Consider the following 23,735-nt stretch of genomic DNA (forward strand, 5'->3'; position numbering starts at 1 on the left):
GCTACTTGCCAAGGCCTACCTGGCGGCGCGCCCACTCGCCGAGCTCGACGCGAGCACCCGTAAAGAATGGGACGTCCTGACGGACATAGAGGCGAGCCTCAGTCTTGCGGAAGGCATACATGAGGTCGACGATCCGCGTGAGATGATCGCCCTCAAGCGCCACCACCCATTCGTAATCCGACATGGAGAACGAAGCGAGGGTGGAGGTTACGAGGTCGCCGAACTGCGCGCCGGCAGCCGCATGGTTGCGCATAATGGCCGAACGCTTCCAATCCTCGAGCAAGTACCAGTCGTAGGAGCGCACGAAAGGGTACACGGCAGCGTACTTTGGCGCCTCCTCATGCTCGAACATACCTGGCAAATGGTCCGGGTTGTATTCGGCGGCCTTATGCTGAGAAAGCACGGACCACACGGGTGTCAGCGCGAGGTCGGAACGGTACAGGGCGCGGTAGGCGGCCTGGGCGGCGTCGGCGGTGTCCGCGATAAACCAGGCCATGAGGTCGGCGTCGGCGCGGAATCCCGAGACGTCATAGTAGCCACGCACTTTCACTCCCGTCTCGGCGATGGCGGCTTCCACGGCGGCGACGGCGTCGTCGATAGCAGCGGCGTCGAGCACGTCAGCCTTAAACACCGACCACATGACGAACGGACGGGCATCGTTCAGGCGCTGCGCGATCGGGCGGATGGTGGTTGCATGCGGATGGGTCATGATTCTTCTTTCTGTTGTCGTTGCAAAAGTATTCGGTCTGGCCAGGTTGCCTACGGTTGGCAGTGCGAATCCCGGGTCGGAACGCGGCCCGGCACGGTTGGGCGGGCAGGCATTGCGCAACACCCTACGTCGCACGACGCCGAAGGCGCCTGCAGCAGGTCCGCCAACTGCCTCACGAAACCGGGCAAGTCATCAATGGTTGACACGCGGGTGAAGCCGATTCCCAGCTCGGCCGCGGTGGCGCGCGCCTGGGTGTCGAGGTCGTAGATGACCTCCATGTGGTCGGAGATGAATCCAATCGGGGCCACAACAACATGCCCCACGCCAGCCTCGGCCAGCTCGCGAAGATGATCGTTGATATCAGGCTCCAGCCAGGGAGTGTGCGGACTGCCCGAACGCGAGCAAAAGGCAAGATCCCACTCCTGCCCCAGCTCGGCCGCGATTCTTCCCGCCACCCGGCGGTGCTGTTCCTCGTAGGTCAGGGAGTAGGTCAGCCCGGCGGCGTCGTTCATCGCAGTCGGAATCGAGTGTGTGACGAAAACGAGCCGCGCACCAGCCGGGGCGAGCGCGAGGGCGGCCCGAACGGCGTCGCGGTAAGCAGCAAAGAAGCCTTCGGTGTCCCAGTAGGGGCGAACCTTTTCCACGCGCAAGTCCGCGTAGCCGAGCGCGACGAGCCAGCGTTCGAGGTCCTCGCTGTACTGTCGGCAGGACGAATAAGACCCGTAGGCGGACGTGGTCAGCACGCGGACGGTGCGGGCACCGGCCCGGTAGAGGGCTGACAGCGCCGCGTCGCCGAACGGGTGCCAGTTACGATTCCCAACGATGAGCGGGCGTGTGTCGCCCCTGCTCGCCAATTCGGAACGAAGGCGTTCGGCCAGGCGGGCGTTGAGCTCGTTGATGGGTGAGCGCCCGCCGAAAAGAAAATAATGCTCGCCGACCTGGGCGAGGCGCTCCTCCGGTACCGCCCGGCCGGCTACCGCGTTGCGGAGAAAAGGGAGGACGTCTTCGGGCTTGTCGGGGCCTCCATAAGACAGAAGCATATAGGCATCAGTCATAGGTGTCCCTAAATTGATCGACAACGAAAAGCGCCGGCTCACACCGGACACCACACGAGTATGCCTACATCAAGCATATTTTTCCAAGTCGAGGTGCCGGTTCTTGCGACTTTTCCGGGAGTTTGGAACAGGCCGAAAAATTGGTGTCTCTAAGATGTGGGGTGGGAGGTTGGGTTGGAGGCGCGATTGGGGTTGACGGGCGCGGCTAGCTGGTGGTTGGGTTGGCGGGCGCACTGGGCGCGTCTGGGCAACTGGACCTCCTCCACGTCGCACCTCTCCGCCTGCGACGCACTTCAACGCTCATGGCGCACCTTAAACCGGGGTCTAAGGTGCGCCACTGATGGAGAGGTGCGCCGTTAAGGCAGAGGTGCGCCGTTAGCGCGGGGCCCGCGCTACAGCATGCACGACACGCAGCCTTCGACTTCGGTTCCCTCAAGGGCAGCCTGGCGGATGCGCATGTAATAGAGGGTCTTGATCCCCTTGCGCCACGCATAGATGTAGTTGCGGTTGACGTCGCGGGTGGTCACGGTGTCGGGGTAGAAGAGCGTCAGTGACAGGCCCTGGTCGACGTGCTGGGTGGCAGCCGCATAGGTGTCGATGATCTTCTCCGGCCCAATCTCGTAAGCATCCTTGAAGTACTCGAGGTTGTCGTTGTCCATGTAGGCGGCCGGGTAGTAGACGCGGCCGAGCTTACCTTCTTTTCGGATCTCAATCTTGGATACGATCGGGTGAATCGAAGACGTGGAGTTGTTGATGTACGAGATCGAGCCCGTCGGCGGAATGGCCTGCAGATTCTGGTTGTACATGCCGTAGGTGGCGACGTCGTCCCGCAGCTTCTTCCAATCCTCCTGGGTAGGAATGTGGATGCCGGCGAATAGCTCCTTGACCCGATCAAACTCGGGAACCCACGCCTTGTCGATGTACTTATCGAAGAAGGATCCGTTGGCATAATCGGAATTTTCGAAGTTGTGGAACGTCTGCCCGCGCTCGCGCGCCAACTCCATCGACGCCGCAATGGCATGGAATGCCACCGTGTAGAAGTAGATGTTGGTGAAGTCGAGCGCCTCCGGCGAGCCGTAATGAATGCGTTCGCGCCCCAGGTATCCGTGCAGATTCATCTGCCCCAGCCCAACAGCGTGCGACTGCTCGTTACCGCGCTTAATCGATGGCACCGACTCGATCGAGGTCTGGTCCGAGACCGAGGTGAGCGCCCGAATAGCCGTGCGAGTTGTGCGGGCAAAGTCCGGCGAGTCCATGGCCTTAGCGATGTTGAGCGAACCGAGGTTGCAGGAGATGTCCTTGCCAACGACGTCGTAGGACAGGTCCGCGTTGTAGGTGGAGGGTTCAGAAACCTGAAGAATCTCCGAGCACAAGTTGGACATGGTGATGCGCCCTTCGATGGGGTTGGCACGGTTGACCGTGTCCTCGAACAGGATGTAGGGGTATCCGGATTCGAACTGGATCTCGGCCAGGGTCTGGAAGAAGGCGCGGGCATTGATCTTCGTCTTGCGGATGCGCTTGTCGTCCACCATTTCTCGGTATTTCTCCGTCACGGAGATCTCCGTGAAAGGCACGCCGTATACGCGTTCGACGTCGTAGGGCGAGAAGAGGTACATGTCCTCGTTCTTCTTCGCCAGTTCGAAGGTGATGTCCGGTATGACGACGCCGAGCGAGAGCGTCTTGATGCGGATCTTCTCATCGGCATTCTCACGCTTGGTGTCGAGGAAACGGAGGATGTCCGGGTGGTGAGCGTGGAGGTAGACCGCGCCCGCACCCTGGCGTGCACCGAGCTGGTTGGCGTAGGAGAAGGAATCCTCAAGCAGCTTCATGACGGGGTTGACGCCGGAGGACTGGTTTTGGATCTTCTTAATCGGTGCCCCGAGTTCGCGCAGGTTCGTCAGATTCAGGGCCACGCCGCCTCCACGCTTGGACAATTGGAGGGCCGAGTTGATGGCGCGCGCGATGGATTCCATGTTGTCTTCCACGCGCAGCAGGAAACAGGACACAAGTTCGCCGCGCGCGACCTTGCCCGCGTTGAGGAACGTCGGGGTTGCCGGTTGGAAGCGGCCGGTGATGATCTCTTCCATGAGGTCCATTGCCATCGCTTCGTCGCCCTGGGCAAGGAAGAGGGCAACCATGCACACGCGGTCTTCGAAACGCTCGAGGTAGCGGGTGCCATCGAAGGTCTTCAGCGTGTAGGAGGTGTAGTACTTGAAGGCGCCGAGGAAGGTCGGGAAGCGGAACTTGTGCGCGTAGCAGGCCTTGTAGAGGGACTTGATGAACGCAAAATCGTACTGTTCAAGGACGGCAGCCTCGTAGTAACCCTCCTCCACCAGGTAGGCAAGCTTCTCCTCGAGGTCATGGAAGTAGACCGTGTTCTTGTTGACGTGCTGGAGGAAGTACTGGCGGGCAGCCATCCGGTCGACATCGAACTGAATCTTGCCGTCGGCGTCGTAGAGGTTGAGCTGGGCGTTGAGCGTGTGATAGTCCAGCGCGGGGTCGAGGTTCTCCTCGCCAGTGTCCGTCAGAGTTGTGTCCAAAATTCTTCCAATCCTTCTCGAACCACTTCCACATCCCGCGGGGTGCCGAGCAGTTCGAACCTGTACATGTGTGGAACCTTCGTCTTCGCGGAAATAATGTCTCCCGCGAGGCAGTATGCCGTGCCGAAGTTGGTGTTTCCCGCCGATATCACGCCGCGAATGAGTGAGCGGTTGTGCTCGTCGTTGAGAAACTTGATGACCTGTTTGGGGACGGCGCCCTTTTGATTTCCGCCGCCGTAGGTTGGGGTGACGAGCACGTATTCTTGCTCGACCCGCAGGAAATCATCGGTGGGACGCAGCGGGATCCTCTCGTTGGAGAATCCCAGCTTTTCCACAAATCGTTGCGTGTTATTGGTAGTCGACGAGAAATAGACAATGTGAACCATCACTTCTCCTTCTTCTACACGAACGACGCCGTCCGCGCTCGCCGGTGCCGCCGCTGCCGGTGCCGCCGCTGCCGGTGCCGCCGCTGCCGGTGCCGCCGCTGCCGGTGCCGCCGCTGCCAGTGCCGACCGAGCGATGCCGCTCGCATGGCACCGGCGTCATGGGCGTTCTTAGGCGGAGACCTCCGCGCTGACCGCGTCAGCGACGAGGGCCTTGATCTTGTCCGGGCGGTAGCCCGACCAGTGGTCGCCGCCGGCAAAGATGACGGGCGCCTGCTGGTAGCCCAGGGCCTTGACGGTGGCGAGAGCCTCAGCATCCTCGATGAGATCAATTTCCGCAAATTCAAGGCCGTGCTTCTTCAGTGCTCGCTTGGTGGCGGTGCACTGCACGCACGAAGGCTTCGTGTAGACGGTAATAGCCATTGAATTTCTCCTCACGGGCTTGGAAACGGCCGGCAACCCGGCCTCAGGGATACGAGTATCAACACTACACCTAGGGCTCCCGGTTCCGTTCACCACTAGATGATGTGTTGGCGGCGTGTCGAGACCGCCTCTGCGTCACCTCGCGGAAAAGCTCCTGTGGAGACTTTCGGCGACGTCTCATTTGGCGAAACATCACACCCACGTTACCCACGAAACCTTCCACCGCTGCCACCGGGGGCGGCCCTCGCCATGCCGTGGATCTATCCTCCATCCCGCCTCCAACACATTTTCTTGTCCACAAATCCACCGCCCTGTGGATAAGTTTTATCCACTTTTCCACAACTGTCGACAAGTTTGTCTACCATGGTGGATAAATGGACGCAAAGCAGGCTCAGGCGACGCAAAAATCCCCGTGACCCCTCGGCGTGCCGCACCACCCGATCGGCGTGTCCCCGGGCGTGTCGCAACAGCCCAGTCAGACGAGCTAGGGCGGACGTCCTTGAATTACTCCAGTCTTGCAGGGAAAATAGGCGGTATGGACACACCCTTTGAAGAGCAACTACGCGAAGCTGGCCTTCGCGTCACGCGCCCGCGGCTGTCGGTGCTCGAAGAGCTCGAAGCTCGACCGCACTCCACCGCAGACGCTGTCCGTCAGGGTGTCACCCAGCGCCTCGGTTCTGTCTCCACGCAGGCAATCTACGACGTCCTCCACGTCCTCACCGAAAAGGGCCTCCTGCGCGAAATCGAGCCACACGGATCCGTCCCCCTCTATGAACTCGCGCGTCACGACAATCATCACCACCTCGTGTGCCGCAAGTGCCGCACGCTCGTCGACATTCCGTGCGTCGTCGGATCGGCACCCTGCCTCGAGCCTTCAGATACTCATGGTTTCGTGATCGACGAGGCGGAAGTGACCTTCTGGGGCTACTGCCCTGCCTGCCAATAGGCGCATATCTTAGCTTTCAGTTTTCCACCATCCCGGCGACTAATAGCCCCTATTTCGCTATACTGCTAAGATAACTACACGTCAAAAAATCTGTCGGGCACCATAGCACGTAACTTTCTCGGCCGTCGTCGAAACGCCACACGAAGGATCGTCCATGCTGCCCTGGGGAGGAACCCGTATGGAGAAAATGAACGTCGAGTCTTTCAACCTCGACCACACCTTGGTGGCAGCGCCATTCATCCGCATCGCGGACGTCAAGCGACTACCTCACGGAGACGTCCTCACGAAGTACGACGTGCGCTTCTGCCAACCCAACGAAGACCACCTCGACATGCCCGCAGTCCACTCCATCGAACATTCGGTGGCCGAATACGCGCGCAACCACACCGACGACATCGTCGACTTTTCCCCGATGGGCTGCCAAACCGGCTTCTACCTCATCCGCAACGCCGAACCCGACGTCGAAGGCACGATGGCCCTCCTGGAACACGCCTTCCGCGACATCCTCGCCGCCACGTCCGTCCCGGCCGCCAACGAGGTCCAGTGCGGTTGGGGCTCCAATCATTCTCTCGACGCCGCCCAGGCCGCCATCTCCACCATGCTTGAGGCACGCTCGCAGTGGGGTGTCGTGTACGCATGACCACAATTAACGCCATTATCGTTGCCGCTATGACGGAGGAGATGACCCCGTTCACCTCCCTCCTGCCCGACTTTACGACGTCGAACGTGCGCACCCCGTTCGGATCGGCCTTCCTCGCCCGCAAGGGCCGCTCTTCCATCCTCTTTCTCACGACGGGCGTGGGCATGGTAGCCGCCTCGGGCCTGCTCGCATGGGCGCTGGGTAAGTTCGAACCGCGCGCTATCGTGTCCGTCGGTTCCGCCGGCGGTCTCGATGACTCGCTCGCGATCGGGGACATCGTCGTCGGCACAAAGTACGTTCACGGAGCCGCGGACGCCACCGCGTTCGGCTACGCACCCGGTCAGGTTCCGGGCCAGCCCGAATACTTCGAAGCGACCGCGGACCTCGTCGAAGCCGCACAGGCTGCCAGCCAGGCGAACCGCAGCACGCACGCCGGGCTCGTCGTCTCCTCCGACTCGTTCATAACCGAGGCCAACGTCGCCAACATGCGCACAACCTTCCCAGGCGTCCTGTCCGCCGACATGGAATCCCAGGCGCTCGCCCAGATCGCCCACGCCTTCGACATCCCCTTCGCGTCGGTGCGATCAATTTCCGACGTCGTTGGCGCCAGTGACGCCAAGAAGCAAGCGCAAACCTTTAATGAAGAGCTGGACGGGGTTGCCACCGCGGCTGCCCGAACGGTACTTGACCTGCTCTCACGCACGTCGGCGCTCGACATCGAGCGTTCCGGTCACGGCCCAGCCCAATATTTTTCCAAGGCGTCATTGCAGTGTGCCCTGTTCCTCATGCTCGCCAAGGCCCACAAGCTCGAACCAAGCGCTGCGACGCTGCCCGATGGCCTCGCAGCCGACATCGCCGAACACGTCGACAGGCTTGAGCCAGGCGTCCGCGAGCGCGTAATCAAGCTGATCGCTGCAGGCTACAAGTTCTCGGAAAACGAGCCTTCCGCCACCCTGACCGCGAAGGACTACGACACTCAGCGGGCCGAGTTCGTTAAGAGCCACGGCAAGGACCAAAGCGGCTTCATGTGGCCGCCGACCTCGCAGACGGTGATCAAGCGATTCAATGGTTATTGGAACGACGCCCTGACCTCGATTGGTCTCAAACCACGCCGGGGCCGCAATCGTGGCGGACTGAAGTTCTCTTCCGACGACTACCTGTTCGCCATTCGCTCCTATGTGATCGACGCCCACCACGACCGCCGCCAGCCCTCGTTCAATGCCTACACGGCCTGGCTGACCGAGTCGGGCAACGCAGGAAAATTGCCCTCGGGCGCCGCTATTCGGCAACGGTTCGGGTCCTGGAAGGAAGCGCTCAACGCTGCTGCCATCGATCGGGAGTCTTAAAGCGCCGGTCGGGCCCGGTCGGTGAGTGTCGGCTCGGCTCGCCGTCGCCGTCCTCGCCGTCGCACTTCTCCGCCAACGGCGCACCTTAAACCTGTGTTTAAGGTGCGCCGTTTATGCCGAGGTGCGTCATCAGTGGGGAAGTGCGTCACCAGCGGGAGCGAGATGACGCCCCGCCAGCGCGATGCCGCTCAGGCCCGTCTAAGCGACTCCCAGTTGCCGCAACACGAAAGCCAGCTCGCGCGCGCGACGCTCCCACCGGGAATATCGGCCGGATCCGCCGGCGTGACCGGCAACTTTCTCGGTGTATTGCAGGATCATGCCCGAATCTTCGGCGACGGTGTTGCGTAGTTCCTGAATCCACTTCGTGGGCTCGAGGTAGGACACACGCACATCGTTCAAGGACGTGGTCGCGAGGATTGCAGGGTACCGCACGGCCCGAATATTCTCATACGGAGAGTATTGAGCCATGTAGTCATATACTTCTGCGGACTCGATTGGATTGCCCCATTCTTCCCACTCGCCCACGGTCAACGGAAGTTCGGGCTTCAGGATTGTGGTGAGCGCGTCCACGAAAGGAACGCCCGCGAGAATGACCCGGTAAAGCTCGGGGGCAAGGTTGGTCACGGCACCCATCAGCAGTCCGCCGGCGGAGCGCCCCTCAGCCGCAAGCCGACCGCCGTCGACCAACCCGCTGTCAACAAGCTGACGGGATGCCGCAACGAAGTCCGTGAACGTGTTCTTCTTTTTAAGAAGGCGCCCGTCTTCGTACCATTCGCGCCCCATCTCGCCGCCGCCGCGAATATGGGCGACGGCGTAGACGACGCCGCGATCAAGCAGCGGCAACCGCATAGCGGTGAAATACGGATCGTTGGAAACCTCGTAGGAACCATATCCATAGATGAATCCGGGGTTAGTCCCCTTACGATCGAGGTCAGCGCGGTGGGCGATCGTCATCGGGATCTTCACCCCGTCTGCCGCCGTCGCCCATTCGCGGTACTCGACGTAGGAGTCAGGATCATAACCGGGCACGTCGAGGCGCTTGAGCGTCTCAAGCTTCTTGTTCTCCACATCCCACGACATCCACGTGCGCGGCTGGATGAGCGATTCGGCGACGACGTCGATCACAGTACTCTCCCACTCGGGATTAGCAGCAAACTCCACCGTCATGGTCTCCGGAATCGGTACGACGTACGACTCCTCCCAACCCTTTTCCGCGCGTTCCATCACTCGAATCTGAGTGCCGCCGTTTGAGCGCATTTCGAACGCGGCAAAGTCCTTGAAGGCCGTCACGTCAAAAATACGTTCACCCTTTGCCGGCTTGACCAGGCTCAGCCACTCTTTTGGCTCGCTCGGACGCACGGGCGCGCTGGCCAGCTCAAAACCGATCTCGTTGACGTTATGGCAGATCAGAAGCTCGTCGCCGGCGGGCTCGACCCAATAAGAAACACCCTGTTGGCGCGGGCGCACGAGGATTTCCTCGAGGGTGACAGTCGAGATGAGGCGAACCTCGGTCGTGTCCGTGGACGCGGCACTGACCACCATCCACGTCCCCTCACGCGAAGCCTCGATCCACAGGTTATACATCTCGTCATTTTCCTGGCAGATGAGCACATCTTCCTCGGGACTCGTGCCAACCCGGTGCAACCACACCTCGTGGGGACGCCAGGCATCATCCACGCGCGTGTAGAAGACACCACTGGAGTCAGCCAACCACACTAGTCCGTAGCCGATGCCTTCAACGGCGTCGTCGACGACGACGTCCGACTCAATCTCATGAATACGAAGTTTGAAGTGCTCATCGCCCGTCGTGTCCATCGCGAGCGCGAAAAGGCGGCCGTCGGGGGAAACCTCCGACGACCCCGTGGCAAAGTACTCTTCGTGGGCACCAAGTTGGTTGGCGTCATACACGCAGGTCTCGCCAGCGCCGGCAGTCCCGGGCTGCGGACGCTCGCCCGAGGCCTTCTCCGTCTGCTTCAGCCCATTGACCGGAACGCGGAACAGGCCCTCATATGGGCGACCCTCCCACGTGCGACTCCAGTACCAGTAATCACCCTGGCGCACCGGAACCGAAACATCCGTCTCCTTGGTCCGCGAGGCAATCTCGGCCACGATCTGTTCGCGCAGCCCCTGCTGATCCCGCGTATTTTCATCGAACCAAGCGTTCTCAGCATCGATGTGTTCACACACGCGCGACTCGTCTTCACGCATCCATTCGTAGTAATCGATGAAGGTCTGCCCATGGAAGTGCCGCTCGTAGGGGATTCGCTGCGCGCGTGGAGCCCCCGCATTCAAATTCGTCATGCACCAATTGTAGGCAGAACCTCCGCAGCTTCCTGCATGGGCGGACCTGCCAGGCAGAACCTCCCGGCACCGGCGCCGCAAAATCCTGCTACCTCGCCGCCCACCCCACCTCGCCTCGCCGCCAAATCCTGTGAGTATTTGGTTTTTCGTGAACACACTTGCCATTTTTGACCAAAAACTCACAGGATTTGGCTGGGGTCGGGACTAGCCCCGCCCATCGCAGGCGGTTTTGACGGCTTGCGTTAGGCAAATTATCCCCAATATCAGACCAACACCCCTCAAATGGGGTGTTGGTCCACTGCTGGCCCGGCTGGCGGGTCAAACCCCCTAGGCCCGCCAGGCCCCACAAGCCCCACAGCCGCCGGCGGCCCCGCTTCACATCGCACCTTTCCGCTCCACATATGTAGGGTGGGGGCATGGAACATGACATCGTGGTTCACGCGTGGGCTGACATCGCCTGCCCGTGGTGCTGGATCGGAAAGCAGCGCCTCCAGAAGGGGATTGAGGAATCGGGCCAGAAGGTCGCGGTTGAATACCACTCGTATCAGCTGCGCCCCGACGCGCCGACCTCTCCGACCGGCCCCTACGCCGAGTCGTTCGCGGAGGCGAAGGGATTCACGTTGGCCAAGGTCCACGAGTCGTTACAGACGACCGCGGAGCTTGCCGCCGCTGAAGGGCTGACGATGAATTGGGCCGAGGCGAGCGCGGTCAATACTTTCCTCGCCCACCAGCTGGTGTATGCGGCGAAAGCCCGTGGCACGACGCCGGAGGAGTCGGCTCTTCTTGGCGCGAAGGCGCTCGAGCGCCTTTACGTCGCCCATTTCACCGAGGCTCGCAACGTGGCCGACACCGACACCCTTGTCGAGGTTGCCGAGGAGCTGGGCATGGATCCGTCCGAGGTTTCCGACGAGCTCGAGTCGGGCGAGTATGCCGACGCCGTCCGCGCCGACATCCGCGATGCCCGAGCCCTGGGCATCCAGGGCGTTCCCTTCTACGTCGTGGGCGGGAAGTTTGGAATCTCTGGTGCCCAGCCGGTTGAGGTCTTTTCAGACACGATCAAGCGAGCCGTGGCCGAGCTGCAGGTGGCTCACGCCCAGGAGGTCCCGCTCGACTAGCGCCTCACCGACGTGAGCCCCCGGGATTTTCGACATCGCCGCGCCCGAGGAGATGGAGTTCGGTCCCACCCGAGTGAGCCCCACCCGCGTGAGCCCGGGCGTTATTACCGGCGCGAGTGCAGCGCGGTTTGTTGCACGGCGAGGGTGTCGGCGAGCTCGTTGGCCGCGTCTCCCGAATGCCCGCGCACCCATTCGATGTCGGTCCGGCCGGTGCGGGCTTCGTAAAGGTTGACCATGCGCTCGATCAGTTCCCGGTTGAGCACCGGTTTTCCATCTGCCTTCTTCCACCCACGACGCCGCCACCCCGGCGCCCATTCTGTCATCGACTTAATCACGTAGGAAGAATCAGAACGAAGCAGAAGGTTGGCCTCGGGCCCAGCGAATTCCAGCGCGGAGATCATCGCCGTGAGCTCCATGATGTTATTGGTGGTCTTCGCTGCGCCACCAGCGCCGGTCTGCCCCGAGTACTGCTCTACCCATGCCCAACCGCCCGGGCCGGGGTTGCCTGAGCAGGAGCCATCGGTGGCAATTACAAGGTCGTAGCCCTCCTTGGGGCGTCCAATCTGAGTCATTCCATCAGCATACGTGACGCGCCCCGACACCCACGATTCTCGCCCGTGCCACCCGTGCCCGCACGATGCACCACGCACGGTCCGCCGCCCATCGGCACCCGGACCTACACCCACACCCATGTCAGCGGCGCGGGCGAACGTGACAAGCGAGACGGCGTCGTGCGCGAGGTACCTGCATATGGGCAACTCGGGTAATCTTGAATTGAGCAACGTGAGGAAGGTTAGAATGCTGCAACTCGAGGACTATAGGGACGCCATTTCGCTCTCGGAGCCGTTCCCCGCGCCGGTGGACGATACGCGTAGCACTTACGATCTGCTGATGACCGCACTCGGCGGCCTCAACAACAAGCACTACACGGGCACCGGCTCGATCGCCCACCTCTCAACCGACGAGGGCCTCCTCCGTTGGCTTCAGGCCGAACTCGCCCTGCGCGAGCCTGAGCCGTTGAACCCGGTCGCCTCGCGCGCAATCAACACGCTTCTCTACCGCCAGGTCGGCGAGCATGGCCGCGTCGAGGCCAATAACCTGCGCCGTGTGCACGATCTCCTGCCCGAAAACGACTTCGGCGCGTCCGCCGAGACCGTACTCTTCCGCGGAGATATGCGTCAGCTGGTGATCGACGCCGTCGTCAACACCGCCCTTCCCGATCTCACCGGATGCCGAATCCCACTCCACGGATGCCTCGACTCCGTGCTCCACGCCCAAGCCGGCCCGTGGATGCGTAGCGACTGCGCCAAAATTATGGAGCTTCAGGGCACCGCGACCGAGGATCCCGGCAACGCCAAGATCACGCGCGGCTACCGTTTGCCGGCCAAGTACGTCATTCATACTGTCGGCCCGAACGTCAAGGACGGCAAGATCGAGGATTCGGACCGCGAAGTCCTCTACAACTGCTACTGGAGCTCGCTCGAGCTCGCCCGCCACATGGAGGACGTGCGTTCGATCGCTTTCCCCGCAATCGCCACCGGCTACAACGCGTTCCCGATCCGCGAGGCTGCACAAATCGCCCTCGACGCCGTCAACACGTGGATGGACGCCAACAGCCAGCACCTCGACTTGGTCGTCTTCTCTGTGCACTCCGAGTCCGACGCGCTCACCTACGCCGATGTACTTAACACCTGGATTGACGACTAGGTAAATTTTCACGACGCCGTTCGGCCTCGTCAGATGCAAAAGCGTGTGGGCCGGAGACCCGCACGCTTAAAGGATCGCGATTATCGGAGGACTGCGCCTCGCGCGTTTCGCCGATCTAGCTTTCGCCGACTAGGCTTCTGCCTTCGTCTTACGGCCCTTGTAGAGGAAACCGTAGGCAGTCAGGCCGAGGCCCATGACGAAGAGGCCGATCCCAGCGAGCTTTGCCACCTCGCCCACGGCCTCGAGGGTCATGCCAGCTTCGAGGCCGGCGCGCTTCACGGCGGACTTTATGTGGGCGTAGATGTAGTGGTCGGCGAAGATTCGGGCCTGGTCGCCGGTCGTTACCGTCTGCCCGGCGACGGTCGGAGCAGGCCGGCGACGGTCCGAGCTCGCTTTCAGCCCGATCACCCGCTGATCACCCGTGCGCAAGCAGCGCCGGGGCCGTTTTCGACGAATGAGAAGCGACTACGACCGCCGCCCGGTCAGCCAAGCCAATGCCCTCACATCCGGAATCGGAAGGCGTCGACACCGAGCCGGGATGCCGGAGAAAACGAAACGCTGACAACCACTTTTCGTTGGTATGTCAGCGTTTTATCTGTGCTCGAGGGGGGAGTTGAACCCCCACGCCCTTTCGGGCACACGGACCTGAACCGTGCGCGTCTGCCTATTCCGCCACTCGAGCAAGTGCATTAGCGGCGTAGAACAGCCTACACGTATATCGGCGATCGTTCCAACTCGGCGCCGAGGCTTTCTCATGCATTTGATCACCACCACCTGTGGGCCGAGTGGAGCGGACTATCGGCAGCCGCGCGGGCCAGACGGCCGGCGACCAAAACCAGCCCGTCGCCTGATGACCTCACACATATGAAACGAGTAGTCTAAGAGTAGAGATGCTATGTCTTATGGCAGCTGACCCCGAAAGGATCACGATGAGCGCATTCGACAAGATTGAACGTGGCGTTGAGAACGCATTTGAGAACGTGTTTTCGCGCGCGTTTCGCTCTGACCTCAAGCCTGTCGAGTTGGCCTCGGGCATTAAGAAGTCGATGGATGATCGGGCGGCGGCCGTGAGCCGCGAGCGCGTCGTCGTGCCGAATGAGTTTGAGGTCGTCCTGGCACAGTCGGATTTTGACAAGCTCGAGGAATGGGGTGAGGAGGCGATGCGTGATGAGCTAATCGACGTCGCCACCACGTACGCACGCGAGCAGCGCTACACGTTCCTTGGCCCTGTCAAAGTGTCTTTCTCATTTAACGAGGATCTTTCGCGGGGGAAGTTGCTGGTGCGGGGCCGGTCTAAGCGTGGCCCGGTGGCGCCCGCAACCACGTCTGATGCGACACCCGAGAATCCCATCATTGAGGTCGACGGTGAGCGTTATTTGCTCACCGGCGCGGTGACGGTGATCGGCCGGGGTTCGTCGGCGGATATTGCGGTTGACGATGCCGGCGTCTCGCGTCGCCACCTGGAGTTGCGTGTCACCCCGGGCGGCGTGATCGCCACGGATCTTGATACAACGAACGGTAGCTACGTGGAGGGCCACAAGATCACGGCGGCGACGTTGCTTGATGGCAATACAATTACGATCGGCCACACGCGCATCATGTTTTGGACTACCCCGGAGATGCTATGAGCGCTTTTGTTGTTTCTCTGTTGCGCTTGGGCTTCCTCGCCCTTTTGTGGGTATTTATCTTTGCCGTGCTCGTCACGATTAAGAACGACCTGTTCGGCACGCGGGTTTCTTCCCGCTCGGGCCTGACCCGCTCGGGCCTCTCGCGTTCGTCATCGCGCGCGGGTGACCCGCGCGTGTCGTCGGCGCAGGCGGTGTCGGCCCGCTCGGGTCGGCACAATTCGCCGCTTCCCGTGCCGTCGAGTGCGCCGGCCCGCACGCACCTCGTGGTCAGTGGCGGCTCGTTGACGGGCAGCACGATTCCGTTGGGGACGAGCTCGGTCACGGTGGGGCGTTCACCCGATTCGGCCCTCGTGCTCGACGACGGCTATACCTCCGCTCGGCATGCGCGCTTCTTCATTCAGGGCGGGGAGTGGTTCGTGGAGGACCTGAATTCTACTAATGGCACATGGGTGGGCAGCGAGCGCATTTACGAGCCCACCCGTCTGACCTATGGCACGCCGGTGACCATTGGCAAAACTACGTTGGAGTTGCGTCGGTGACCATTTCTTTCCGCTATTCCGCGGCCTCAGACGTCGGCCTGATTCGTAAGTCGAATCAGGATGCCGGCTACGCCTCGACCAACCTCCTCGTTCTCGCGGACGGCATGGGTGGCGCTGCGGGTGGCGACGTGGCTTCGTCCATCGCTGTGGCCCACCTGGCCCAGATCGACGACGTCCACCAGGCCGAGGATCTCCTCCCGCTCTTGACGGACACGCTCGAGGCGGCCCACGCCGAGCTGATTCAATGCGCACAAGACAGCCCGGCTCTCGCCGGCCTGGGCACAACGTGTATTGCGATTTTGCGCGCGTCGAACAAGCTCGGGATGGTTCACGTCGGAGATTCGCGGGCCTACTTGCTGCGCGGCGATTCGTTAACCCAGATCACGCACGATCACACGCTGGTCCAGTACCTCGTCGACACCGGTGAGCTCACGCCCGAGGAGGCGGAGAATCATCCCAAGCGCAACGTGATTATGCGCAACATTGGGGATTCGCCGGAGCCTCTTGAGATTGATAAGTCGATCCGTGAGGCGATCCCGGGCGACCGCTGGCTGCTGTGTTCGGACGGGCTCTTCGGCGTCGTGTCCAAGGAGCGAATCGCCAAGACCTTGCGGGATTTTTCGGATCTGGATGCGTGCGCCCAGCGTCTGGTCGATCTTGCCTTAGCCGCCGGCGCCCCGGATAACGTCACCGTGGTTGTGGCGGACGTCGCGTCGAACGACGCCGTTTCCCCAGCTCCCCCCGTGATCGTCGGCTCGGCCGCGATCGACGCGCAAAAGCCCACCCGTGGCTCAGATTCGGCGGCGGGTAAGATGGCCGCGCTTCGGCGTCGTGAACCGGATGCTGAGGACGTTGAGGAAAGACGCGGCCCGAGCCCTTGGGCGCGGGTGGCAGCCATCGGCGCGTTGATTGCGCTGGTGGTAGGCGGCGTTTTCGCCTCCTATGCGTGGAGCCAAACCCAGTATTTTGTTGCCGAATCGGCGGGCAAGATCGCGATCTTTAAGGGCGTTCCCCAGGATGTGGGGCCGCTGAAGCTGTCGAGCCTGTACGAGACGTCGGACGTGGAGGTCGCCGATTTGAGCGCGGTTGCGCGCGAACGAATCGGTGAACCTATCACGCGCGCTTCCTTGGCGGAGGCACGCAAGGTGGTCAGCGACTTGTCGGCCCAGAAGCGGGTCGTACCAACCGAGCCCACCACCCAACCGACGGATGGGCCGAGCGCCTTCCCGACGACGTCGACGGCCAGCCCGTCACCCGACGCGCCGGCGCTTCACAGCACTCCCATCCCCCTGCCCACTGACCCAACAACCGCCAAGGATGTCCAATGAGTGTGGTCACTCAAAGCGGCGCACGCACCGGGCGGATGCGCGAACTCGGCCTTCTGACACTCGCCCTCGGGGTGTGTCTGCTGGCGTGGATCCTCGTCTATCAGGGTGTGAGCGTGGAGAGAGCCGGCGCCTTGCCGGAGAAGTTCTGGCTCGTCGCCGGGGTTTCGGGCGGGCTGATCCTCGTTGCCCATGTGTTGATTCGTTGGCAGGCTCCGTGGGCGGACCCGATCTTTTTCCCCGCGGCCGTCCTGTTGACCGGCCTGGGCCTTGTCATGATTGAACGCATCGACTATTCGCTGGCGGCGCGCGGCAAAGGCACGGTGGTTGATGGGCAAATGATGCTCGCCGCCGTCGGCATCGTACTCATGACGGCAACCGCCCTCGCTCTGCGCAACCATCGCTCCTTGCGGCGCATCACCTACATTTCGCTGATCCTCGGCACGATACTGCTTCTGCTTCCGATGGTGCCCGGCATCGGCCGGTCGAACTATGGAGCCCGCATCTGGATTAACGTTCTCGGTTTCTCCTACCAGCCGGCCGAACTGGCAAAGATCTTCTTCGCAATTTTCTTCGCCGGCTACCTCGTCAGCCAGCGTGACAACCTCGCACTGGCCGGGAAGAAAATCCTCGGCATCCAGTTGCCGCGCGGGCGTCACTTTGGCCCACTGCTCGTGGGCTGGATGGGTTGCATGATCATCCTCGCGCTTGAGAAGGATTTCGGCACGGCGCTGCTGTTCTTTGGCCTTTTCGTGGCGATGCTGTACGTGGCGACCGAGCGCGTCTCGTGGCTCATTATCGGCGGCCTGCTGACGGCCGTGGGCGTGTACTTCCTCGTGCAGGTCATGCCCCACATTCAGGCCCGCTTTGACATCTGGCTTCATGCCCTCGACCAGGATGTTTATCAGGCCCAGTACGGGTCATGGCAGATCGTCCAAGGCTGGTTCGGCATGGCCTCCGGCGGACTGTTCGGAACGGGCCTTGGCCAGGGCTATCCGGGCAATACTTTCGCCGCCAACTCCGACCTCATCGTCGCCTCCTTCGGCGAGGAGATCGGCCTGATTGGTCTGTTGGCAATCTTCACGGTCTATCTCCTGTTTGTCTCGCGCGCGATCAAAACCGCCCTCGACCTTCGCGACGGCTTCGGCAAGCTGCTCGCTTCCGGCCTCGGCTTCGCGATCGGACTGCAGTGCTTCATCGTGGCGGGCGGAGTCACCGGCGTCATCCCACTGACCGGCCTCGCCATCCCCTTCCTGGCCCACGGCGGCTCAGCCCTCCTGACGAACTGGATCATCATCGGTCTCCTCATTCGCATGTCCGACGCCGCCCGCCGTCCCTACATCCCGGCATCCTCCCCGCTGCCTTCGCTACCCGACAGCCCCGACTCCCCAGACGAGGCCGACGACGGCGTCGCGGATCTTCCCGCCGATGAAAACGGCGAGGCACAAGAGGACCAGGTCGAGGCGGAAACCGACGCCGACCGATACCCGACGGAGGTGGTCCGGTGAATCCGCCGCTGCGCAGACTCAGCATCGTCGTCATCATCATGTTCCTCACGCTCATGGTGGCAGCGACTCTCATCCAATTCGTGCGTGCTCCCTCCCTCAACGCGGACGAACGCAACGCGCGCACCCTCTACCGCGAGTACGGTGTGGACCGCGGGCCCATCATCGTCGCCGGCGATCCCATCACCGGTTCTACACCCATCGAATCTCCCTACAATTACCTGCGCACCTACGCCCAGCCGGAGCTCTACGCCCCGATCACGGGATACTTTTCCGTGATCCACAATTCGTTGACCGGCATCGAGCGTGCGGAAAACGGGGTCCTTGGCGGGAGCGACGATCGACTCACCCCACAGCGCCTCGAAGAGCTCATCACCGGAACCGACCCCAAGGGCGGAGCCGTCTCGCTCACAATTAATCCTGCTGCCCAGAAGGCCGCCTGGGATGCGCTGGGAAAGCGGCAAGGCGCCGTCGTCGCCATCGAGCCGTCCACCGGAAAGATCCTTGCCCTCGTCTCCAAGCCGTCTTTCGATCCCAACCCGCTCGCCTCACACGATCGCGCAACCGCCACCCAAGCATGGGAGCAATACTCGGCCGATCCCGCCAAGCCGCTCCTTAACCGCGCCATCGGCGATGACCTGTACGCACCCGGATCCGTCTTCAAGATGATTACGGCGGCGGCCATGGTCGAAGGCGGGCTGAACGCCGACAGCATGGTCGAGGCCCCCTACACCTATTCCCCGCCGGGGACCTCCCACGAAATCTTCAACCCCCTCAAGCATCAGTGCGGCGACGGGTCCGGGCAGGTCCCCCTGCGCGTGGCCTTCACCGAATCGTGCAACACGGCATTCGCCATCGGTGGCATCAACGCCGGCGCCGCGAAGATGCAGGCGCTGGCCAAGGCTTTCGGCTTCGGACAAGATCTCAACATTCCGTTGCGTGTGCGTCCCTCCCAGTTCCCCGACCCCGCCGACAAGGCCGCCCTGGCGATGGACTCCTTTGGACAGCGTGACATTCTTACCTCGCCGCTCCAAATGGCCATGGTCGCCTCCGCGATCGCCAACCATGGCACGCTCATGAAGCCCTACCTCGTGGATCAGACCTTCACCGCTGACCTCGGCGTTCTATCCACGACGTCGCCCTCCGAATTCAGCAAACCCATCTCAGCCACGACGGCGGGAGAGTTGCAGAAGATGATGGTCGACGTCGTCAACAAGGGGACCGGCGCCTACGCCGCCCTCAGCTACGTTCAAGTCGCGGGCAAGACCGGCACCGCCGAGCTCGGCCCCGACATTCCGCCCCACGGATGGTTTGCTGGCTTCGACGCCACGGACAACCCGCGCGTCGCCGTCGCCGTGCTCGTCATCAACGGCGGAGACGGCGGCCAGAACGCCGGCCCCGTCGCGCGTGCCGTCATCGACGCGGTGGTTGGCCGATGACCACATTTATTTGTAACCGGATTGTGACCTCTTAAGTTGGCAGTTTTGCGCTACATTCAGGCAGTATGTTGAGAGTGCATTGTGCACAGGGAAAGGAAAGTTCGGCATGGCTGATATACCACGCATCCTAGGCGATCGTTACGAGGTCGGTGATCTCATCGGTCGCGGAGGCATGGCGCAGGTGCATCTTGGTTACGACACCCGCCTCTCTCGTACGGTTGCCATCAAGGTACTGCGCACCGATCACGCGCAAGATCCCACGTTCATCGCCCGGTTCCGCCGCGAAGCCCAGTCTGCTGCCGCGCTCAACCACCCGTCCATCGTGGCGGTATATGACACCGGTGAAGAAACCGTCCTTTCAGAGGCCGGCCGCACTCTCTCGTTGCCCTACATCGTCATGGAATACGTCAAGGGCCGCACCGTCTCCCAGCTGCTGAGCAATGGGGACGCGCTCCCGATTGACGAAGCCGTCCAGATCGTCGTCGGCGTTCTGTCCGCGCTCGAATATTCCCATCGCGAGAATATCGTCCACCGCGACATTAAGCCGGGCAACATCATGTTGACGCCCGACGGCAAGGTCAAGGTCATGGACTTCGGCATCGCGCGCGCAATCGCCGATTCCTCGGCCACCATGACCCAAACAAATTCCGTCGTCGGTACTGCCCAATACCTCTCGCCCGAGCAGGCCCGCGGCGAGGTCGTCGATGCCCGCTCGGATCTGTATTCCACCGGCTGCCTCCTCTTCGAGCTACTCACCGGGCAGCCTCCCTTCCGCGGCGACTCCGCGGTGGCCGTCGCCTACCAGCATGTCTCTCAGCAGCCCCCGACGCCGACGTCGATCGCTCCCGATATCCCCGAGGCGCTCGATCGTGTGGTGACCAAGTCTCTCGCCAAACGACGCGAGGACCGCTACCAGAGCGCAGCCGCGATGCGTTCCGACCTCCTCGCCGCCATTCACGGCGACGAAGTATCCGCGCCCGCCGTCGGCCATTGGCAGACCCAGGTGATCGCGGCACCGACACAAATCGCGCCCGCCACGCCGCCCGTCGTGCCAACACCGGGCGGAACGACCATGACCCAGACCAGCATGGTGCCCGTTAACAATGAGGCCAAGCGCAACCGTCTGTTCTTCGTCCTCGGCACGATCCTACTCATCATCGCTCTGGCGGGCATTGGCTACGCGATCATCAATGCGACGAGCAATCCCTCCACCACCGAGACCACGAAGATCCAGACCACCGTTCCCGACCTGACCGGCATGAACGAGGCCCAGGTTCGTGCCGCTCTCACCGACCACAAGCTCGTGCTCAACGTGGGCGACCCGGTCGAGGATGACAAGATTGCCCAAGGCATCTACGTCTCGTCCAACCCTCCGATTAACGCCAACGTCGACGAAGGCACGAGCGTCACCGTCCACTTCTCCTCCGGCGTCGGAAAGACTGAGGTTCCCGACGTCGCCAACGGCTCCTATACCCAGGACCAAGCCAAGAAGACCCTCGAAGGTCTCGGGCTCCGTGTGGGACGCGTCGACACCAAGGATGTTCCCGGCCTTGCCAAGGATACCGTCGCCGAAACCTCCCCCGAGGCCGGCACCCAGGTCGAACGCGGTAGCCAAGTCAACCTCGTCGTCGCCTCCGGTGACGTGGTCCTCACCGACGTCCGCGGCCTCGACGTCAAAGAGGCCGAGCGCGTCCTGAGCGAGGATCTCAAGATCCGCTCCATTTCGATCACCGAGACCGAAACCTCCGACGCCCTTCCCGGCACCGTCATCTCCATGACGCCCGGCCCTGGAAAGATTCCTTACAACGAGCGCGTCGAGATCGTCGTTGCCAAGGCTCCTACCCCGGTCCCGACGCCGACGCCGTTGCCCACCTTCCCCAGCCCGGCTAACCCCACAACGGATGAGCCGACTGTGGATAATCGAGGCAGCGGACGCTAACGGGCGTAGTTAATACAGAAAATGCGCAGTGCACTGGCACTGCGCATTTTCATGCCAGCTCACTGTCCTGGCCCGAGTCACGGCCACAGCTGACTGCCGCGGTGAGAGCCGTCCACAACCAAGCGCCGTGGCCAGCGCGGAACCGGGATGACGGCGTCGTTAACCGCTAATCGTGTTGTCAACCAGCTTGGTGTTTTCCAAAATCCACGGAAATGCGAACTCGAATAAGAGATAGATAATCCCCAGGATGAGGATGAGAGCCTCGATCACCTTCAGCCACGTGGGTCCTGGAAGCGCACGCCAAATAGCCGCATACATTTATTTTGCTCCTTCAGTAGAGGGCTTCTTCGCCGGATCGACGAGCGCTTCCGGCAACCCATCCGCTCGCTTCGTCCAGTAATCAAATTCCGCGTGGACGATCCAACGCTCGTTGGAAACAAAGGGAGGGTGACACGTCGTGATCGTAAGGAGCCGGCGCGTCGGCTCACCGACAGCCCCTCCATTCTTCATCGCGTCAAACGCCATGAATGGATCCGGAGCAATCGTCCAGATCGCGGTGGGATCCACAATCTCTTCGTCGATCATCTTGTATACAAGGAAGGTATCCTCAGTCTCGACGACGATCGGGTCGCCAACCTTGAGGTCAGGCACCCGCAACATCGGCGCACCGTAGGTCTGCCTGTGCGCGGCCGTGGAGAAGTTGCCGACCTGGCCGGGGAAGGCAGCGCCATCGTAGCGGCCGAACGATCCTTTATCGAGCACCTTCGAAAGCGACGTCCCGTTCTGGATGGTATAGGCGTAGTCATAGCCGAAGGCCGGGATACGCATAATTCCGAGGATCTCATTCTCCCCCGTGGGCCCAGTCCACTCCGGTGGCGGCCCCTCTTGCGGCTTGGCGATTCCATTGTCTTCAACCGTAATCGGGCCGCCGAACTTCTTCTGGAGCGTACTGATCGTTGCGGCCTGCTCACGGTTAGCCTCAATATCCGTCCACCACACCTGCCAAACGATGAACAATCCGATGAGCACTCCAGCGGTAATCAGTAACTCGCCAATGACGCCGAGAATCCGATTCAAAAGGGACGGCTTTTTCTGCGCGGGCATTCGTTTATGTGCTTGCGACATTCTTGACCCTTCACGTGAATAATTAACTAATGAGTAGCTTAGCCCATCACCTCCGCACACCCCAGAACAGTCGATGACACCCTCCGTATTGATTCCCGTTTTTCCCTGTGGCCGTATAGGATTTGGGGGTAAGTTCCATACATAAAGGATGAACGATGCCCGAATCGAAAAAGCGCAAGAAGGTAGTTGAGCGCCGAATTGCCCAGCAGCATGCCGACGAGCGCCGTCATGCAACCGAACCCGAAAAGCGCTCCCCCTCTTGGTGGGTGCCTGTCATGGTTGGCTTGGCCATTCTTGGCCTCATCATTATCGTCACGGCTTACATCACTGGCGGCCGCTTCCCGATCCCGGGCCTGGCCAACGGCAATATCAACCTCTTCGTTGGTATTGGCTTCATGCTGGTCGGCTTCCTCATGACGATGGGTTGGAGGTAGTCGGCGGGCTGGTGCTGGTGGCGTCGGCGGGTTGGTGACGCTGGCGGACTGGGTGTGCCGGCCTCGTCGCCCCAATAACCACAGAATTCAGGGTCCCTCGCGGGTTTTCCGCGGGGGACCCCTTTGTTCGGGCGCTTTGTCCACTTTTCGGGCCGGGTAGTGGTCGTCTTCCACTCGCGCACTGCCCCCGCTCGTCCGCGCTGTACTAAGCTGCAGGCCGTCACCGCGGCCCTTTGCCCGCGCTGTATTAAGCTGATCGGCGCTGTATTAAGATACGCCAAATTAGTACAGCGCGAGTCAGATTAGTGCGGTTTCGACGGTTTGGGCTGCCCGGCTCGGCAATACACCCTGCGTTCACCACACTTCGGCGGACATGCCCGGATTCCACCTCAAAACGCAGCGAGTGAATTACACGTATGTAATTATCCACAGCGCTGCCCACAGCTGTGAATTACATGCGTGTAATTCTCCACAGGTCAATCCACGGTTGGGGATAAATCTGAGTATTACTGCAGGTCGCATGCTGATAAGACAACGTATTCACGAGACCTGGATAAGAGGCGCTGACGCGAGTCATTGGTTCAGCTAAACAACGAGAATCGGCAATTCGCGCTCGGCCAAACGACCCCAGCCCCC

22 protein-coding genes and 1 tRNA gene are annotated in these 23,735 nt (G+C 61.6%); 12 read left to right on the forward strand and 11 right to left on the reverse strand.

Going from position 1 to position 23,735, the window contains the following annotated elements:
* Position 1 precedes the first annotated feature (1 nt).
* The 5 genes from hemQ to nrdH all read right to left on the reverse strand — a co-directional run bounded on the left by hemQ (position 2) and on the right by nrdH (position 5,110).
* Positions 2-709, reverse strand: a complete 708-nt coding sequence (hemQ, locus tag HLG82_RS09630; protein ID WP_193326615.1) for a hydrogen peroxide-dependent heme synthase — start codon at positions 707-709, stop codon at positions 2-4.
* Positions 710-759: 50 nt separating this feature from the next.
* A complete protein-coding gene (gene hemH / locus HLG82_RS09635; RefSeq protein WP_193326616.1) occupies positions 760-1,764 on the reverse strand; it encodes a ferrochelatase in 1,005 nt (334 codons plus the stop codon).
* Between the two features lie 392 nt (positions 1,765-2,156).
* Entirely contained in the window at positions 2,157-4,304 is a 2,148-nt protein-coding gene (gene nrdE / locus HLG82_RS09640; RefSeq protein WP_216858940.1) for a class 1b ribonucleoside-diphosphate reductase subunit alpha, read from the reverse strand.
* Entirely contained in the window at positions 4,289-4,690 is a 402-nt protein-coding gene (gene nrdI / locus HLG82_RS09645; RefSeq protein WP_193326617.1) for a class Ib ribonucleoside-diphosphate reductase assembly flavoprotein NrdI, read from the reverse strand. Before nrdI ends, nrdE begins: the two co-directional genes overlap by 16 nt.
* Positions 4,691-4,858: 168 nt before the next feature.
* Complete coding sequence (nrdH, locus tag HLG82_RS09650; protein ID WP_193326618.1) at positions 4,859-5,110, reverse strand: glutaredoxin-like protein NrdH; 252 nt, start codon at positions 5,108-5,110, stop codon at positions 4,859-4,861.
* 535 nt (positions 5,111-5,645) lie between these two features.
* Between nrdH and HLG82_RS09655 the strand changes: the two genes are divergently transcribed.
* From HLG82_RS09655 to mtnN, 3 genes are all read left to right on the forward strand, one after another.
* Entirely contained in the window at positions 5,646-6,056 is a 411-nt protein-coding gene (locus HLG82_RS09655) for a Fur family transcriptional regulator (RefSeq protein ID WP_193326619.1), read from the forward strand.
* A gap of 178 nt (positions 6,057-6,234) precedes the next feature.
* Positions 6,235-6,696 carry an S-ribosylhomocysteine lyase gene (locus HLG82_RS09660; RefSeq protein WP_193326620.1) on the forward strand — a complete coding sequence of 154 codons (462 nt, stop codon included), beginning with the start codon at positions 6,235-6,237 and terminating at the stop codon, positions 6,694-6,696.
* The gene (mtnN, locus tag HLG82_RS09665; RefSeq protein ID WP_193326621.1) at positions 6,693-8,042 is read left to right on the forward strand and encodes a 5'-methylthioadenosine/S-adenosylhomocysteine nucleosidase; all 1,350 of its coding nucleotides are present in this window, start codon (positions 6,693-6,695) and stop codon (positions 8,040-8,042) included. The genes HLG82_RS09660 and mtnN overlap by 4 nt, the downstream gene beginning before the upstream one ends.
* Before the next feature lie 198 nt (positions 8,043-8,240).
* Here the strand turns inward: mtnN and HLG82_RS09670 are convergent, their stop codons facing one another.
* Positions 8,241-10,343 carry a S9 family peptidase gene (locus HLG82_RS09670; RefSeq protein WP_193326622.1) on the reverse strand — a complete coding sequence of 701 codons (2,103 nt, stop codon included), beginning with the start codon at positions 10,341-10,343 and terminating at the stop codon, positions 8,241-8,243.
* A 416-nt stretch (positions 10,344-10,759) separates the two neighbouring features.
* Between HLG82_RS09670 and HLG82_RS09675 the strand changes: the two genes are divergently transcribed.
* Positions 10,760-11,458, forward strand: coding sequence for a DsbA family oxidoreductase (locus tag HLG82_RS09675; RefSeq protein ID WP_193326623.1), 699 nt, complete (start codon positions 10,760-10,762; stop codon positions 11,456-11,458).
* A 104-nt stretch (positions 11,459-11,562) separates the two neighbouring features.
* Here the strand turns inward: HLG82_RS09675 and HLG82_RS09680 are convergent, their stop codons facing one another.
* Positions 11,563-12,030: a ribonuclease H family protein gene (locus HLG82_RS09680; RefSeq protein WP_193326624.1), complete on the reverse strand. Its 468-nt coding sequence runs from the start codon at positions 12,028-12,030 to the stop codon at positions 11,563-11,565.
* A 226-nt stretch (positions 12,031-12,256) separates the two neighbouring features.
* On the opposite strand from HLG82_RS09680, the gene HLG82_RS09685 reads away from it, so the two are divergent.
* A complete protein-coding gene (locus HLG82_RS09685) occupies positions 12,257-13,165 on the forward strand; it encodes a macro domain-containing protein (protein WP_193326625.1) in 909 nt (302 codons plus the stop codon).
* A 129-nt stretch (positions 13,166-13,294) separates the two neighbouring features.
* Here the strand turns inward: HLG82_RS09685 and HLG82_RS09690 are convergent, their stop codons facing one another.
* Both HLG82_RS09690 and HLG82_RS09695 read right to left on the reverse strand, forming a co-directional pair.
* A complete protein-coding gene (locus HLG82_RS09690) occupies positions 13,295-13,573 on the reverse strand; it encodes a hypothetical protein (protein ID WP_193326626.1) in 279 nt (92 codons plus the stop codon).
* Between the two features lie 190 nt (positions 13,574-13,763).
* Positions 13,764-13,847 (reverse strand) — tRNA-Leu (locus HLG82_RS09695).
* A 247-nt stretch (positions 13,848-14,094) separates the two neighbouring features.
* Here HLG82_RS09695 and HLG82_RS09700 point away from each other — a divergent pair.
* From HLG82_RS09700 to pknB, 6 genes are all read left to right on the forward strand, one after another.
* On the forward strand, positions 14,095-14,793 hold the full coding sequence (locus HLG82_RS09700; RefSeq protein ID WP_193326627.1) for an FHA domain-containing protein: 699 nt from the start codon (positions 14,095-14,097) through the stop codon (positions 14,791-14,793).
* Positions 14,790-15,332, forward strand: coding sequence for an FHA domain-containing protein FhaB/FipA (locus tag HLG82_RS09705; RefSeq protein ID WP_193326628.1), 543 nt, complete (start codon positions 14,790-14,792; stop codon positions 15,330-15,332). Before HLG82_RS09700 ends, HLG82_RS09705 begins: the two co-directional genes overlap by 4 nt.
* Positions 15,329-16,660 carry a protein phosphatase 2C domain-containing protein gene (locus HLG82_RS09710; RefSeq protein WP_193326629.1) on the forward strand — a complete coding sequence of 444 codons (1,332 nt, stop codon included), beginning with the start codon at positions 15,329-15,331 and terminating at the stop codon, positions 16,658-16,660. Before HLG82_RS09705 ends, HLG82_RS09710 begins: the two co-directional genes overlap by 4 nt.
* The gene (locus tag HLG82_RS09715) at positions 16,657-18,165 is read left to right on the forward strand and encodes an FtsW/RodA/SpoVE family cell cycle protein (RefSeq protein WP_193326630.1); all 1,509 of its coding nucleotides are present in this window, start codon (positions 16,657-16,659) and stop codon (positions 18,163-18,165) included. Before HLG82_RS09710 ends, HLG82_RS09715 begins: the two co-directional genes overlap by 4 nt.
* On the forward strand, positions 18,162-19,601 hold the full coding sequence (locus HLG82_RS09720) for a peptidoglycan D,D-transpeptidase FtsI family protein (RefSeq protein WP_193326631.1): 1,440 nt from the start codon (positions 18,162-18,164) through the stop codon (positions 19,599-19,601). Before HLG82_RS09715 ends, HLG82_RS09720 begins: the two co-directional genes overlap by 4 nt.
* 106 nt (positions 19,602-19,707) lie before the next feature.
* Positions 19,708-21,540 (forward strand): Stk1 family PASTA domain-containing Ser/Thr kinase, encoded by a 1,833-nt coding sequence (pknB, locus tag HLG82_RS09725; RefSeq protein WP_193326632.1) that lies wholly within the window; start codon positions 19,708-19,710, stop codon positions 21,538-21,540.
* Between the two features lie 159 nt (positions 21,541-21,699).
* Here pknB and HLG82_RS09730 read toward each other — a convergent pair whose 3' ends face one another.
* A complete protein-coding gene (locus tag HLG82_RS09730) occupies positions 21,700-21,858 on the reverse strand; it encodes a hypothetical protein (protein WP_193326633.1) in 159 nt (52 codons plus the stop codon).
* Positions 21,859-22,665, reverse strand: a complete 807-nt coding sequence (locus HLG82_RS09735; protein WP_255313889.1) for a class E sortase — start codon at positions 22,663-22,665, stop codon at positions 21,859-21,861.
* 155 nt (positions 22,666-22,820) lie between these two features.
* On the opposite strand from HLG82_RS09735, the gene HLG82_RS09740 reads away from it, so the two are divergent.
* On the forward strand, positions 22,821-23,099 hold the full coding sequence (locus HLG82_RS09740; protein WP_193326634.1) for a cell division protein CrgA: 279 nt from the start codon (positions 22,821-22,823) through the stop codon (positions 23,097-23,099).
* The last annotated feature ends 636 nt before the right edge of the window (positions 23,100-23,735 follow it).

Origin of the sequence: Trueperella pecoris (assembly GCF_014926385.1) — a bacterium.
GTDB lineage: Bacteria > Actinomycetota > Actinomycetes > Actinomycetales > Actinomycetaceae > Trueperella > Trueperella pecoris.